Genomic DNA, 12,566 nt, shown 5'->3' with positions numbered 1-12,566 from the left:
TAAACAATGATTCGACGACTCCTCCACGATCTCGGATACGTGCTTGCATACGTCCTTTTCCTCGGCGCGAATACGCCAGAATCGGTCGTTACCCGTCTTCGCATCGCCTATCGCCTTGTCGGTGTCCGGATCGTCGAGACGCCACAGGTTGATTCGGTCGAACGGACGATCTTCCTGTGTCCGTACCGAAATCTGGGCACTACGTGGGTTAGGGAGAAGTGGATCTGTCACGACATCCTGGACCGCGTCGACGACGGATACGTGACGTATCTCCGACGGCACAAGGGAATCGACTACCAGCGTCCTCGCGGGTGTGCCGACCTCGCGTACTGCGACGAATCCGAGTACTGCTATTCGGAGGTTTCCGAACTCGAGTAGGTGGCCGATGGATCAGAGTACTCTCCGCCACCGAATCACCGACCAGTTTTCTTACCGCGGCGAGCGAGCCGATATCTGGCGGGCGTTCGACCTCCTGTTCGATACTGACGAGTTCCTCAATCTCGGCTACTCGGAGTGGTACCAGCCACATATAGCCGGTTCGAGTCAACGTCGCCTCGTCACGGAAGTCGGCTCAAGGGTCGCGTCGCATCTACCCACAACCGACGGAGTGCGCCTCCTCGATGTCGGCTGCGGTCGGGGGGGTCCAGCCCTCCACCTCGCCTATCAGTTCGGCTTCAACGTCACTGGTGTCGACCTCGTTCCGTACAACATCCAGATGGCAACCGAGAACGCACGGGGTAAGCACCTCGATTCCGAGTTCATCATCGGTGACGCGACACAACTCCCGTTTACCAGGGACTCGTTTACCGCGTGTACAGCCATCGACGCACTCGTATACCTCCCCGAGCGGAATCGCGTTTTCGCTACAGTCGCAGATACCCTCGAACCCGAGGGGGTTCTCGTAGTCTCCGATCTCGTGATGCAGTCAGACGTGACTGAAACGGAACGGAGATTGGTCGATTCATTTGCGGATGCGTGGGATATGCCGTCCTTGGGTACTGTTGAAGGATACAAAGCTGCTCTCGACGAGACGAGCTTTGAGCTCAAAGCGGTCGAAGATATCACGAAACACAGCGTCGGACGCTTCCGAAAGTGGACGACGCTGTACCTCCAGCTACTCACGAGCCCGCTCCGGGCTCTCATTGAACGACTGTTAGGAGCGTATGATCTCGATCCCCCAGCGATTACTGAGCAGGTACGGAAGGCTCACCACGCGCTGCCGTTCCTGCGACACGTTATCTTCGTTGCGGAACTAGAGACTACTTGACTGCTACTTGCACGGCGCAAGAAAGAATCGGATCGTCACGTCGACGCTTGAGCATCCACGAATTTGGATGGACCTGTGGGGTCTTCACTGCTCGTGATTGTCGTGTGGTGGATCGTGACCCATAGGTTTAGAATTGGTTCAGACTCCAGTATTTATATAGGACACAGATAGGAATCCGTTGGTATACTCGAACGATAGTTCGGGATTGTGAGGTACTAACCGTTGATTGTGGAGTCAGAAAAGCCAAACCGTGCAGCACGGCTCAAATCGCTATGTATCCCGACTTTGGATTGCTAAGAACAAATTGCTTGATTCAGGCCCTCGTACCATTGATGTGGGGTGAAACCGAATGGCAACTGATCCAGTCTGTGGAATGGACGTCGATGAAAGTGATCCGGCGGCCACAGCTGAGTACGACGGTCAGACGTACTACTTCTGTGCCGAGGGCTGCAAGGAGACGTTCACCTCGACACCGGAGGAGTACGTCTAACCGTCACACCCCACACCTGCGTCGTAGCTCCCCCACACCCACCCCCATTCCGCCTTTCGATGACCCAACCAGAACTTGACGACACGGATCGCGAAATCCTCCGTCTTTTAGCGGAGAACGCGAGACGACCCTACAGCACTATTGCTGAGGCTGTAAATCTTTCACCCCCGTCCGTTTCAGCACGCGTCCGTCAGTTGGAGCAAGAAGATGTCATTCGTCGATTCACCGTTGATCTCGACCTCACACAGTACGAAAACCGGATACACGTCATGGTACGCCTCCAGCCTGAGCTCGGAAAGACGGATTCTCTTCGAGAATCGATCCTCGAGACCCCAGCCGTAGAACACGTATTCACAACTGCGGAGGGCGAAATCGTAGCTGTTGCGACGCCGCCGCGGAATACAGTCGGAAACTGGGCGCAGCAATATCTACCACTGACTGACGTGCGGCGATACGACGTACAACTGCTGTCGAACGCTGCTCAATCAGCGTATGCCGAGGGGACTGAATCCGCACTCAAATGTGCAAATTGCGGAACCACTGTCGGTGAAGACGGACTAGCCACCCGTGTCGGTGGTTCACTCCAGCAGTTTTGCAGTGAGAACTGTGAAACAACGTATAGGGAACAGTATACAGAAAGTCAAGAGAAATCTGATGCTTAGAGTCTAGCATTAGCTGTATACTCAATTCCTGATTGCTTACGAGTTTGCTGCAAATAGTTTTGATTTGAAACAGTAATCGCAGTGAATTAGAAGCGTGTGTATACACCTATGGAAGCGTCCACAACCACCAAAGGAGAAGCTACAAGCAACAAGGTACTCGTCCGTGCTAATGAGATTGAAAAAACGTACGGATCGAGTTTTCCATTTACGCGGTCAGTGACCGTCCTCACCGATGCCGATCTCGAAATTCGGACGGGGGAAATCGTCGGGATCGTCGGCGCGAACGGGTCGGGCAAATCCACGCTCATGAACATCCTCGTCGGTGTCCTCGAACAGGATTCCGGAACAGTCGAACGGACGGGAACCGTTGGCTGGTGTCCACAGGAACCACTGCTTTACGACCGCTTGACGGTCGGAGAGACGTTCCGACTGTTCGGTTCCGGATACGGAATGACCGCCGAAGAAATCGATGAGGCCAAACACCGCTTGGCGTCGAAACTCGATTTCGAGCAGTACCTTGACTACCGAATCGACCAACTCAGTGGTGGAAACCGGCAGAAAATCAATCTCAGTATCGCCCTGATGCACGATCCGGACGTCCTCATGCTGGACGAGCCCTACACTGGATTCGACTGGGAAACGTATCTCACGTTCTGGGATCTCGCCGAGGAACTCGCTGCCGACGGAACAGCTGTCACGATGATTTCACACCTGATCGAAGAGCAAAGTCGTCTCGACCGCATCTATGAGGTTCGTGACGGACAGGTCTACGACGTGACTGACCAGGAAGGCGAGACTGATGCAACGGCCAGTGAACGGGGGGAAGAGACCGATGAATAGGGTTTGGACGGGGATTCGGGCGAACGTCTCCACCTTCCTCAGAACCCCCCTGAATGTTGTCCTAGCACTTCTCCTTCCGATTGTCGTTATCGAAGGCTGGGGACAAGCAATGGCTGGGTTACCAAGTATGCCGACGGTCGAGGCGATTCCGATCGAGCTAGGTCGCCTTCTCGGAGCGATATTCGGGGTCGCCATCATTGCCGGCCTGATGGGACTCGCGCAGATGATTAGTGCGCGTGCAGCCGATCGGCGACTCGTTCAGACAGGCTATCCACCCCGAACACTGCTTGCGACTCGATTAGCGGCGCTCGGAGGAGTGACCGTTGTCGTGGCTGCCGTAAACTACGGCGTTCTCTGGCTGACGATTTCACCGGGAGCCCCTGTCCTGACGTTCGTATTCCTCGTACTTGCCGGCCTCGTCTATGCGTTTCTTGGCGCACTCGTCGGGGCGCTCCTTCCACGACTGTTCGAAGGCTCGCTCGTCGTGGTGTTCCTTGCAATGATGGATGCGTTCCTCAGTGGCGACAGTCCGCTGGCCGCCGACGTTCCCGAGTTCGTGGAATACTTCCCGCTCTATCATCCAAAGGAACTCCTTCAGGAGGCGATGTTCCAAGGCACATATACGACGGGTGATCTCGGCTTCGTCGCCGGATACCTGCTAGTCCTGCTTGTACTCGTCACCGCAGTGTTCGGAGTGACGATGCGCACCAGTGGTGGGTGGTCCGCATGAGTCGTACGACAACGGCGTTCACAATCGGCATCAAAGAACAGGCGCGAAACTACGTCCTCGTCGCTCTACTGGTCGTCCTACCGGTCTCGTTCATCACGTTGGCGTTCGCAGTCACCCAGGACGTCGAGATGCCGGTTCGGACGCTCGTCGACGGTGAGACGGTGACGGTCATGCGAGGGATGCCTGAGGTCCACGGCGTGATTATGACGCCGATTACGAGCGCCCTCATCGCGGGACTCGCCGGGTTGTTCCTGATGCGAGAAGCCAAAGACACAGACGGTCGTCTGGCAGTCGCCGGCTATCGTGCACGACAGGTAATCACTGCCCGGTTTGGGGTCCTCGCAGCAATCACTCTCATCGTTACCGGCGTCTCAGTCGGCGTGATGCTCGTCGATTTCCAGCCTGAGCATCTCTGGTGGTTCGTCGCAGCGATGCTCGTCGTCTCGGTCACGTATGGTCTCATCGGGATGCTCGTCGGGGCCGTTTTCGACCGCCTAGCCGGGATGTGGCTAATGCTGATTCTCCCGATGCTCGATATCGGACTCTTCCAGGATCCGCTGTTCATCCAGTCCGAGCCCGAATGGTGGATGAAACTACTCCCCGGCTATTGGCCCGTCCGTGTGATGGTCGATACCGGACTCACAACGGACGTAGATACGACTCTCTCATTGGTGTGGGCTACTGGATACCTCCTCCTCGTAGCTGTCCTCACAATCGGCGTCTACTACCGAATTACACAGGAGAAGTAAGATCAGGCCAGTAGACTACTTACTCCGGTAACTGTAGGGGAGAAGACCCAAACAGCACTATATCCAGCTTCGCTCAATTGGATAGTTTGACTCGGATTTCACTACGACCGTCTGATCGGGCAAACGGTTCGGTGGACTCTGGTTGCTGCTGTGTCCCTCGTTCTCTGGGCACCGATGAGTGCGGCTTACGTTCCGCGGAGAAGTGCCGCGGCGTAGGAACAGGTCTTCGAAGGACTCCTGAGCGAGGGACCTCAGGCGTGTAGAAATGGCGACGACACCGCGCCTTACCGAGATGGGTCTTCACTCCCAGTCTCCAACCGTTCACGACGCTTCTGGAACTCTTCTTCGTCGATCTCGCCTCGTGCGTAACGACGTTGGAGGGTTTCCATAGCGGAATCGTCACTCTCTGGAGGTGCATCGCCTCGACCCATTGCCCAGTAGAGGAAGCCGCCGACCAGCCCCAGCATCCCGAGTGCCCCGCCGACGAACGGCAGCCCACCGAACCATCCACCGTTCCGGCCGTGCATCATCCCTGGACCCATCATTCCGCCATCGGTACTCCCACTGCCGTCGACGTCCGAGCCGACGGCAACGGCGCCGTTCTGGACGATCGTTTCGCTGTCTGGGACCTCGCCGTCCGGGATCGGGCTGTCTTCAGCTGGACCGCCAGGGCTACCAACGACGATGCGACCGACCATGCCGACCGTCTTGTGAGGGATGCAGTAGTAGTCGTACGTTCCGGGCACCTCGAACGTGTGCTCGAAGCTCCCCTGCGAGATGGTCCCGCTGTCGAAGGCGGTGGCGTCGGCGGGAACGCGGTCCGGATAGGCCGTCGCCGAGTGAGCTCCGGCTGCTATCTCGAAGCGGACGGTCGTGCCAGGTTCGACGTGGAGCCCGATCGGGTCGAAGTAGTTGTTGCCCATCTTCACGACGGGCGTCTCCTGTGCGGCGACTGGTTGGGTGAATCCCGCACTCGCGACTGTGCCAGCACCGAGCGCTCCCAGGAACTGGCGTCTACTGTAGTCTGTCATTGTAGCTGGTTGGCTTCTGTTATCCACGGATGATGCTGGCGAGCCGGTTCGTGAGTCCGGGCGATTGCTGGCCGGCGCTCTCGATGGCAGCCTCCAATTCGTCCCGGTCGACGATGCCGATGAACTCGGCCGTCTGTTCCCCGTTTGCATACACGAGCGTCGTTGGCGTCTTTCGGACACCGTACTCCTCGGCCGTCTCCAGATCGGTCTGGATGTCGACCTCCCGGAACTCGACATCCGGATACGCATCTTCGATACCCTCGTTTTTCTCTCGCTGCGTTGCGCACGCTCCACAAGTCTCCTGTGTGAACAGGATAACTTCCGTCATAGTAGCTAGTATGGTCTTATGCTTTTAGCACACTTCTATTCACATCCGAAAGCTGTGAGGGTCACAGATTTCGGATTCCAAGGGGCCGGACGTGAGTAACGCCGGAGGTTGGTGGTCGGACCGTCACTCCGAGCGTTCGAGCTTGTTCCGACGCGCCTCGAACTCTTCCTCGGTGAGATCTCCGCGGGCGTATGCCATACGCAGCTCCTCCATTGCGGGATTCCGCGACGACTGCGATGCCGTCACGCGACGGAAGACGAGATATCCGCCACCGAGCAGGAGGAGGAGGAAGACCAGCTGGACGAGCATCCCGACGAGTGGCCACCAGCCGCTGGTCGTCCCGTATCCACCCATCATTCCACCGTATCCCATCATCCCGCCGAATCCCATCCCCATCGTGAGCAAGGGGAGGACGATGATCGCCCCGAGGATGAGGAGGACGATGGTTGTGGTGTCGAGTTGGTTTGATGATGTCATGGTTCAGATCTCGGTCGATGATTCGAGTTCGTCCGCGACGCTGGCGAGAACGCGTTCGAACCGGTCGTGGACCTCGTTCGCGATCGAGTCGAGTGCCTCGTTGTCGGCGATGCCGACGAGCTGTTGTGGGTCGACGGCACTCACCATGACCTCGCCGCCGTCGGTTTCGTAGACAATGACGTTACACGGGAGGAGTGCGCCGAGTTCGATCTCTTCGTTCAGGCCCTCGTGTGCCAGCCCCGGGTTGCACGCACCGAGGATGCAGTACTGTCGAAACTCCTCGCCGAGTTTCTCCTCGAGCGTCGCTTGGACGTCGATGTCACAGAGGACGCCGAATCCTTCGTCTTTGAGCGCCGCAATCGTCGTGTCGACGACGTCGTCGAACTCACCGGTGACTGAAGTCTGTATTGTGTATTCCATGAAGTATCATACCCCGTCTACGGGGTTAACGGTTGGGTGCCGCAACGGCGGCCGTTGGGAATATGATGTATCGGCTGGAACAGCAGCTGCTCCAGTCATCCGGTGCGTTCGAGCTGTTCTCGCCGCCGATCGAATTCGTCATCCGAGAGCTCTCCGCGGGCGTAGCGCTCACGGAGAACCGACAGCGACTGCTCTTCGTTCCCACCGGAGCCTCGATTGAGGAGCGCATAGACAATGTAGAGCGGAACGGCGATGAGGAGCCCCATCCAGAGGAACCCCCAGAGCCCCATCGCTCCACCGAAGAGGCCCCAGCCGCCCCCCATCATGCCGCCGCCGTAGCTCCCACTACCGTGGGCAACAGCCGGTCCAGTCGCCGCAACTAGCAGCGGGACGGCGAGGATCGCGAGTCGCCGAGCAGTGCGTCCGATGTGAGTGGTGAGTTGCGTCATTATCTTGCGTTGGTGAGTTGTGGTGTTCGATTGGAGCGATCGAAACGGCCAGAGCCGTCAGCAGTGGCCCTGCCCGTACATCCCGCCGTTGTAGCCGTCGTCAGCCCCGTCGTGGTATTCCCCGTCAGCCATGTCCTGGGCCATCTCGTCGACGGTCACACCCATGTGCGACTCCATCCACTCGACGCTACCCGGGCCCATGTGTTCGGTCATCTGTGCCTCCATCCAAGTGGCCCATTCATCTGCGGTGGCATTGTCCGTAGGCGCGTCGTCAGCGGTCGTTGCGTTGTCGTGTGCGCTGACTGCCGGTGCGGCGAACGCGAGTCCGACAATCGCGAGCGCCACGAGCAGCCACCGGCCGAGTTTGAAGTTGGTCATTGTCTCTCTCCTCGGTTACTCGTAGGCCTGCTCGGGAGTTATCGACATGGGTGTGAATCCATACAGGAGAACGTTCGAGAACGTCTATAACATCTTCTAACCGTTTTGCTCGAGGGAGACCGTTCATACCTACGGAATTCGAGAGGGAGAGCGCCCGATAGATAGCGACTATTTTCCCGGTTGTTGCTGCCGAAGGTCATCACTCGGATACACACGATAGGTCCGACCCTGTCGTTCCCGATACAGCAGACCTCGCTCCTCGAGTGAACTCACGGTCTGGCTTACTTTACTCTTCGAGAACTCAGATCGATCCCGAAGTTCAATCTGCGTGATTCCGGGGGAGTTCAGGACGGGTTCGAGGACGCGTCGTTCATCATCCGGTAAGAGATCGAGAACGCGTGCTTGGGGGTCCGATTCAGGATTGATAGACGTCGCCGGTGCAGCGTCATCATCCATCGACGTAGCTGTTGCCGCCGATGTCTGTGCAGGATCGACAGGCGCCGTTGTGTCGGCCACTTCTGGATCGGTGAGTTCTCCCCGGACCACGTAATAGACGCCACCGATAACGCCAGCAACCAGCAGGGTTCCAACCACGTACCAGAGGGGGTCTGGGCCGTGCATCGTTCCCATAGATGAACCCATCATTGACCCCATCGATTGCTCGATAGCCCGACGCTGTTGATAGGCCCGCCAACTGAGTACCCCGCCGGCCAGGAGAACGAACCCGAGAAGCACACCGACGACAGTATCTGCTCGACGGCGATTCATATGACAGCCCCGAGTTGCGGGATTTGACTATTCATACCGTCTATTTGAGCGCAGTAGGTGTGACAATTGCGGATTGAAACTGTGATGATGAACCCCATCACAGCGGATGAACCACAGTGCGATCATCAGTGGTCATGATCGTGATCGTGGCTCGATATTTGCGGGCTTTGATTAGTAAATTCCGTTGGTTCTTCTTCGAACGTACGCTTGCATTTCTTTGAGCAAAAATAGTACGTCGTCCCATCGTGGGACGCACTCGGGCCCTCATCGTCGGTTCGCATCCCGCACACCGGATCTCGATACTGACCTGGTGCGCCGAGTCCCCGCCGGTAGACATACAGAAGGAACCCGGAGAGCGCAAAGGCGATAATATTGAGGTAGAACGTGTAGTTGAGCTCGAAGTACGTCTGTTCAGTCGCCGTCTCGCCGCCCGCCAGATCTGGAACGATACCCAGCGCGTCGAACAGCAGCTCCATGAGGAAGCCGGTGAACGCCATCGTGACGAAGAAGACGCCGAGGATGTACAGCATCACCTTCCAGCCGTAGTACTTCCGGTAGACGTTCAGGACGGGCACGGTGATGAGGTCGGCGTAGACGAACGCGATGATCCCGGCGAAGCTGACGCCACCACCCCAGAGCGCGACGGCGAACGGGACGTTGCCCATACTGCCGACGAAACTGAGGACGGCGATGATGACGCCCATGACGGCGTTCTCGGCAGTCACGAGCAGGCCGTCGCCCTGAATGAACAGCGTGTTCCACACCCACTGCGGGACGAAGACGATGACGAACCCAGAAATAAGGAAGCCGGCGACGATGTCTTTCCAGATCATCGACCACTCCTTGCGGTACTGATTCCCGACCTTGTACCAGCCACCCCACGACAGCAACTCGTCACGCCACCCGCCGCTACTCGACGTCTCCTGGCGATAGGTCTCCATACAGCCCTCCGAGCAGAATTTGAGCGTCTCACCGCCGTCGGTCGTGAGCGTGTACTCGTCTTTCCCCTCCATCCCGCAGGTGGGATCTTCCGTGACGCCCGCCTGGCGGTCGCGCTCGTTGAGCTTCTCGCGGACTTCGTTAAACAGGTTTTCGGGAAGCGTAAGGTGGACGATGGCGGCCATGACGGCGATGAGAATCAGGCCGCCGAGCAGTTCCGCGACGAGGAACTCCCAGCCAAGCAGGATGAGAATCATCAGCCCTAGTTCGACGATGAGGTTCGTCGACGCGAACATGAACGCGAGGAAGTTCACCGCGTGCGCCCCCTTCTTGAACAGGCCCTTCCCGATGGCGACGGCGCCGAAACTACAGCCACTGCTTGCTGCTCCGAACACAGTCGCCTTGGTAAGTCCAGTTAGATCGCCCTCACCCAGCACCTGTGCCATCCGCTCCTTCGAGACGTAGACCTGGACCAGACTCGTAATCGTGAGGCCCATGATGATCGCCCACGCCGCCGTCCAGAGAAATCCGACACCGATACGAAGGGATTCAAGAACTCCGTCGATTATCGTCGCCTGCATAGGTGTATCATTGTAGGGATCATCTATTGCGGTTTTGATTAGAATATACTGCCTATGAGGGTATCAGTACTATGGCATCGTAACCGTCGGCCATAGATGATCTATCGTGAAGAGGGGAAAACATTGCAAACCTCCACAAGCTCCACGGAATCCGACTTCAGATTCAAAAGGGGAATCTGATTAAATCACGCCGACGTATTAGAGGCTAATGGGACCAGTAGAGACCGATGATATCCCAAATGAGGGGAACACCACCTGGAAGAACAGCCTTCGCCGGCCTGCTCGGTTGTCCAGTACGGTAACTGTCACATCCACTTCCTAATTTACGATGGCTGTCGATCTGGCAATCCATGATGCACTCGTTCTCACAGCCGACGAACGGAACCGCCTGTACGAGCGCGGCACAGTATGCATCACCGATGGCTGTATCGAAGAAGTCCGACCATCACGTGCAGGAGACGGAGAATTAGAAGCGTCCACCGTTATCGACGGGAACGGGAAACTGGTGATGCCGGGGTTGGTGAACGCCCACACGCACTTGGAGATGACACCGCTCATCGGTGCGTTTAGCGAACTCGAGCTGACGGAGATGCTTGGGAGTGGGACGGCCTTGTTTAACAGATTAGGGAACGGCGAATTCGAGTACCTCGTCGAGGCAGGCGTCGAGCTCGCAGCGCTCAATTTCCTCTTGGGCGGTGTCACGACCGTGAACTCGATGGACGCACGGCCTGCCGCAGGTGCAGAGGCGTTCGGGGAAGCAGGGCTCCGCGGATTTTTCGGCCCGGCGATCTCGGACCTCTTCTGGGACCAACCAGTCGATCAGCAGTTCTCCCGTGCTCGCGAGTTCGTCGAAACGTACCACGACACGTACGAGGGCCGAATCAGGGCGACGATCTGCCCGCACGACGACTGGTCGTGTACCAGGCAGCTGTGGGAACGGACCGCGTCCCTCGCCGCAGAGTACCCGGACCTGCTCGTCCACACGCACTTGCTCGAACTCGAGGAGAGTAACACGATGGCACGAGCGAACGGTGGCGAGGACTCGGTGGGATTGCTCGACGACGTTGGACTCCTGGACGACCGACTGGTCGCTGCTCACTTCCGCCTCGCCGACGAAGAGGACATCCAGCGAACCGCCGAGGCGGACGCGGCTGTTGCGCACTGCCCGTCCGTCTTCTGTTACTGGAATCCGGACGGGGAGACGCAGTGGACGCCCGTTCCCGAGCTTCGAGCCGCCGGCGTCGACGTCGGAGTAGGGATTGACGACCACTACTGGCACGACTCGTACAGCATGTTCGGTGAAGCGCGGCAAGCTCGGCTGGCGGCAAATCTCAAGCGTTCAGCCGGGCAGTTCGACTCGATGGAACTGATACGAATGCTCACTATTGAAGGCGCACGCGCGCTGGGGATGGGCGACGAGATCGGCAGTATTGAAGCGGGAAAGCGCGCGGATATTATCCTCCTCGACGTCGACAAACCGAAGTTCACGCCACGGACCAATATTCCTGCACAGGTCGTGAACAACGCGGTGCCGGCCGACGTCGAGACAGTGATCGTTGACGGCGACGTCGTCCTCCGGAATGGTGTGCCCGAGACAATGGACTCGGACGACGTGCGACAGCGAGTAAATCAGGCTGTCGAACGCTTCATGGACGAGACAGGCTGGGAGTTAGACATTGGTGGTAGTGAACCGCCGACCAGCATCGAGACTGTACGGGACCTCCCAAAGCGTGGCCCTGCGCGACTCCTGACTCGCCTCGCGATGCAATCCGCGCGTGATCGGTTCTCCTTCTAAGACCCTGCCAGCGTAGGGGTGGTTCCCCCTCAGGAATTTCTGTGGGCGCGAACGAACGCACGTCGCAGGACGGTCAGAAGAACGTACGTCTCGTACTTCTGGGTCTGGCAGTGCTCGCAGGGCTGCATATCCTCGACGATCTCCTCAATAGCGTCGTCGTACTCGTCGGTGAGCGTAGTGAGCGCGTCCGTGATCTGGGGCTGGGCAGCGTCGATCATCTCCTCGACGGCGGCGTCGGCCGAATCTGGTAGTGAGTACGAGAGGACGATCGTGTTCGCGTGGTAGTACTTCGTCGTCCCACCACGCCCCTCCTCGAAGCGAACGACGTCGACGAGGCCCGCATCCCGGAGCTCGTTGATGTGATGGCGGACCGTGTTCTCCGTCCGGTCGATGCCGCGATCGTCGAGGCGTTCGTGGACCTCGGTCGCAGTTAGGGCTTCCTCGGACAGAATGTCGAGGACCATCGCCCGCATCGGCTCGTCGATGGCGTCCGAAATCCGAGTGTCTCGCACCGCGATGTCGTCGAGACGGTGGTCGGTATCGGAATCACTCATACGAGAACTGAGCGCGAGCACGCGGGAAAAGGTAGCGGGGCAGGAGTCGGGTAGGTGTCTGTCGAGGTATCCAGTACAGGATGGACCCGCGATAGCGAAAGCCCTAGA

Annotated in this window: 17 protein-coding genes; 8 read left to right on the top strand and 9 right to left on the bottom strand. The window is 58.1% G+C overall.

All coding sequences use genetic code 11. The features are described 5' to 3' along the window. Positions 1–6 precede the first annotated feature (6 nt). From ACQUQR_RS15915 to ACQUQR_RS15885, 7 genes are all read left to right on the top strand, one after another. A complete protein-coding gene (locus ACQUQR_RS15915) occupies positions 7–378 on the top strand; it encodes a hypothetical protein (RefSeq protein WP_004594606.1) in 372 nt (123 codons plus the stop codon). Positions 379–385: 7 nt separating this feature from the next. Further along, positions 386–1,267 (top strand): class I SAM-dependent methyltransferase, encoded by an 882-nt coding sequence (locus ACQUQR_RS15910; protein ID WP_004594607.1) that lies wholly within the window; start codon positions 386–388, stop codon positions 1,265–1,267. A gap of 349 nt (positions 1,268–1,616) precedes the next feature. Beyond that, on the top strand, positions 1,617–1,757 hold the full coding sequence (locus ACQUQR_RS15905; protein ID WP_011222411.1) for a YHS domain-containing protein: 141 nt from the start codon (positions 1,617–1,619) through the stop codon (positions 1,755–1,757). Positions 1,758–1,816: 59 nt separating this feature from the next. After that, the gene (locus ACQUQR_RS15900) at positions 1,817–2,419 is read left to right on the top strand and encodes an AsnC family transcriptional regulator (protein ID WP_004594609.1); all 603 of its coding nucleotides are present in this window, start codon (positions 1,817–1,819) and stop codon (positions 2,417–2,419) included. A gap of 216 nt (positions 2,420–2,635) precedes the next feature. After that, positions 2,636–3,259, top strand: coding sequence for an ABC transporter ATP-binding protein (locus ACQUQR_RS15895; protein WP_004594610.1), 624 nt, complete (start codon positions 2,636–2,638; stop codon positions 3,257–3,259). A 127-nt stretch (positions 3,260–3,386) separates the two neighbouring features. After that, positions 3,387–3,989 (top strand): ABC transporter permease, encoded by a 603-nt coding sequence (locus ACQUQR_RS15890; RefSeq protein ID WP_004594611.1) that lies wholly within the window; start codon positions 3,387–3,389, stop codon positions 3,987–3,989. Continuing rightward, entirely contained in the window at positions 3,986–4,738 is a 753-nt protein-coding gene (locus ACQUQR_RS15885) for an ABC transporter permease (RefSeq protein WP_004594612.1), read from the top strand. The genes ACQUQR_RS15890 and ACQUQR_RS15885 overlap by 4 nt, the downstream gene beginning before the upstream one ends. A 284-nt stretch (positions 4,739–5,022) precedes the next feature. Here ACQUQR_RS15885 and ACQUQR_RS15880 read toward each other — a convergent pair whose 3' ends face one another. From ACQUQR_RS15880 to ACQUQR_RS15845, 8 genes are all read right to left on the bottom strand, one after another. Next, entirely contained in the window at positions 5,023–5,769 is a 747-nt protein-coding gene (locus ACQUQR_RS15880; RefSeq protein WP_004594613.1) for a plastocyanin/azurin family copper-binding protein, read from the bottom strand. A 19-nt stretch (positions 5,770–5,788) separates the two neighbouring features. Beyond that, complete coding sequence (locus ACQUQR_RS15875) at positions 5,789–6,097, bottom strand: thioredoxin family protein (protein ID WP_004594614.1); 309 nt, start codon at positions 6,095–6,097, stop codon at positions 5,789–5,791. Positions 6,098–6,220: 123 nt separating this feature from the next. Beyond that, the gene (locus ACQUQR_RS15870; RefSeq protein WP_004594615.1) at positions 6,221–6,574 is read right to left on the bottom strand and encodes an SHOCT domain-containing protein; all 354 of its coding nucleotides are present in this window, start codon (positions 6,572–6,574) and stop codon (positions 6,221–6,223) included. A 3-nt stretch (positions 6,575–6,577) separates the two neighbouring features. After that, a complete protein-coding gene (locus tag ACQUQR_RS15865) occupies positions 6,578–6,994 on the bottom strand; it encodes a DUF302 domain-containing protein (RefSeq protein WP_004594616.1) in 417 nt (138 codons plus the stop codon). 95 nt (positions 6,995–7,089) lie between these two features. Continuing rightward, positions 7,090–7,443 carry an SHOCT domain-containing protein gene (locus ACQUQR_RS15860; RefSeq protein ID WP_004594617.1) on the bottom strand — a complete coding sequence of 118 codons (354 nt, stop codon included), beginning with the start codon at positions 7,441–7,443 and terminating at the stop codon, positions 7,090–7,092. 57 nt (positions 7,444–7,500) lie between these two features. After that, a complete protein-coding gene (locus ACQUQR_RS15855) occupies positions 7,501–7,821 on the bottom strand; it encodes a hypothetical protein (protein ID WP_004594618.1) in 321 nt (106 codons plus the stop codon). A 168-nt stretch (positions 7,822–7,989) separates the two neighbouring features. After that, positions 7,990–8,589: a helix-turn-helix transcriptional regulator gene (locus tag ACQUQR_RS15850; protein WP_011222408.1), complete on the bottom strand. Its 600-nt coding sequence runs from the start codon at positions 8,587–8,589 to the stop codon at positions 7,990–7,992. Between the two features lie 125 nt (positions 8,590–8,714). After that, the gene (locus ACQUQR_RS15845; protein ID WP_004594620.1) at positions 8,715–10,109 is read right to left on the bottom strand and encodes a permease; all 1,395 of its coding nucleotides are present in this window, start codon (positions 10,107–10,109) and stop codon (positions 8,715–8,717) included. Positions 10,110–10,437: 328 nt separating this feature from the next. Between ACQUQR_RS15845 and ACQUQR_RS15840 the strand changes: the two genes are divergently transcribed. Beyond that, positions 10,438–11,904, top strand: coding sequence for an amidohydrolase family protein (locus ACQUQR_RS15840; RefSeq protein WP_050051507.1), 1,467 nt, complete (start codon positions 10,438–10,440; stop codon positions 11,902–11,904). Between the two features lie 29 nt (positions 11,905–11,933). Here ACQUQR_RS15840 and ACQUQR_RS15835 read toward each other — a convergent pair whose 3' ends face one another. Beyond that, positions 11,934–12,458, bottom strand: coding sequence for an ArsR/SmtB family transcription factor (locus tag ACQUQR_RS15835; RefSeq protein ID WP_004048660.1), 525 nt, complete (start codon positions 12,456–12,458; stop codon positions 11,934–11,936). Between the last annotated feature and the right edge of the window lie 108 nt (positions 12,459–12,566).

It is taken from the genome of Natronomonas sp. EA1, assembly GCF_051195035.1.
GTDB lineage: Archaea > Halobacteriota > Halobacteria > Halobacteriales > Haloarculaceae > JBNTJV01.
The sequence above is the reverse complement of the archived record's forward strand: the minus strand, read 5'-3'. Positions and strand labels throughout refer to the sequence as shown.

What these genes read in the sequence shown, in the direction of transcription:
- ACQUQR_RS15860 (WP_004594617.1), bottom strand. Translation starts at nt 7,443, where the DNA reads ATGACGCAACTCACCACTCACATCGGACGCACTGCTCGGCGACTCGCG.
- ACQUQR_RS15870 (WP_004594615.1), bottom strand. Translation starts at nt 6,574, where the DNA reads ATGACATCATCAAACCAACTCGACACCACAACCATCGTCCTCCTCATC.
- ACQUQR_RS15880 (WP_004594613.1), bottom strand. Translation starts at nt 5,769, where the DNA reads ATGACAGACTACAGTAGACGCCAGTTCCTGGGAGCGCTCGGTGCTGGC.
- ACQUQR_RS15875 (WP_004594614.1), bottom strand. Translation starts at nt 6,097, where the DNA reads ATGACGGAAGTTATCCTGTTCACACAGGAGACTTGTGGAGCGTGCGCA.
- ACQUQR_RS15855 (WP_004594618.1), bottom strand. Translation starts at nt 7,821, where the DNA reads ATGACCAACTTCAAACTCGGCCGGTGGCTGCTCGTGGCGCTCGCGATT.
- ACQUQR_RS15840 (WP_050051507.1), top strand. Translation starts at nt 10,438, where the DNA reads ATGGCTGTCGATCTGGCAATCCATGATGCACTCGTTCTCACAGCCGAC.
- ACQUQR_RS15915 (WP_004594606.1), top strand. Translation starts at nt 7, where the DNA reads ATGATTCGACGACTCCTCCACGATCTCGGATACGTGCTTGCATACGTC.
- ACQUQR_RS15845 (WP_004594620.1), bottom strand. Translation starts at nt 10,109, where the DNA reads ATGCAGGCGACGATAATCGACGGAGTTCTTGAATCCCTTCGTATCGGT.
- ACQUQR_RS15865 (WP_004594616.1), bottom strand. Translation starts at nt 6,994, where the DNA reads ATGGAATACACAATACAGACTTCAGTCACCGGTGAGTTCGACGACGTC.
- ACQUQR_RS15835 (WP_004048660.1), bottom strand. Translation starts at nt 12,458, where the DNA reads ATGAGTGATTCCGATACCGACCACCGTCTCGACGACATCGCGGTGCGA.
- ACQUQR_RS15885 (WP_004594612.1), top strand. Translation starts at nt 3,986, where the DNA reads ATGAGTCGTACGACAACGGCGTTCACAATCGGCATCAAAGAACAGGCG.
- ACQUQR_RS15850 (WP_011222408.1), bottom strand. Translation starts at nt 8,589, where the DNA reads ATGAATCGCCGTCGAGCAGATACTGTCGTCGGTGTGCTTCTCGGGTTC.
- ACQUQR_RS15900 (WP_004594609.1), top strand. Translation starts at nt 1,817, where the DNA reads ATGACCCAACCAGAACTTGACGACACGGATCGCGAAATCCTCCGTCTT.
- ACQUQR_RS15905 (WP_011222411.1), top strand. Translation starts at nt 1,617, where the DNA reads ATGGCAACTGATCCAGTCTGTGGAATGGACGTCGATGAAAGTGATCCG.
- ACQUQR_RS15910 (WP_004594607.1), top strand. Translation starts at nt 386, where the DNA reads ATGGATCAGAGTACTCTCCGCCACCGAATCACCGACCAGTTTTCTTAC.
- ACQUQR_RS15890 (WP_004594611.1), top strand. Translation starts at nt 3,387, where the DNA reads ATGCCGACGGTCGAGGCGATTCCGATCGAGCTAGGTCGCCTTCTCGGA.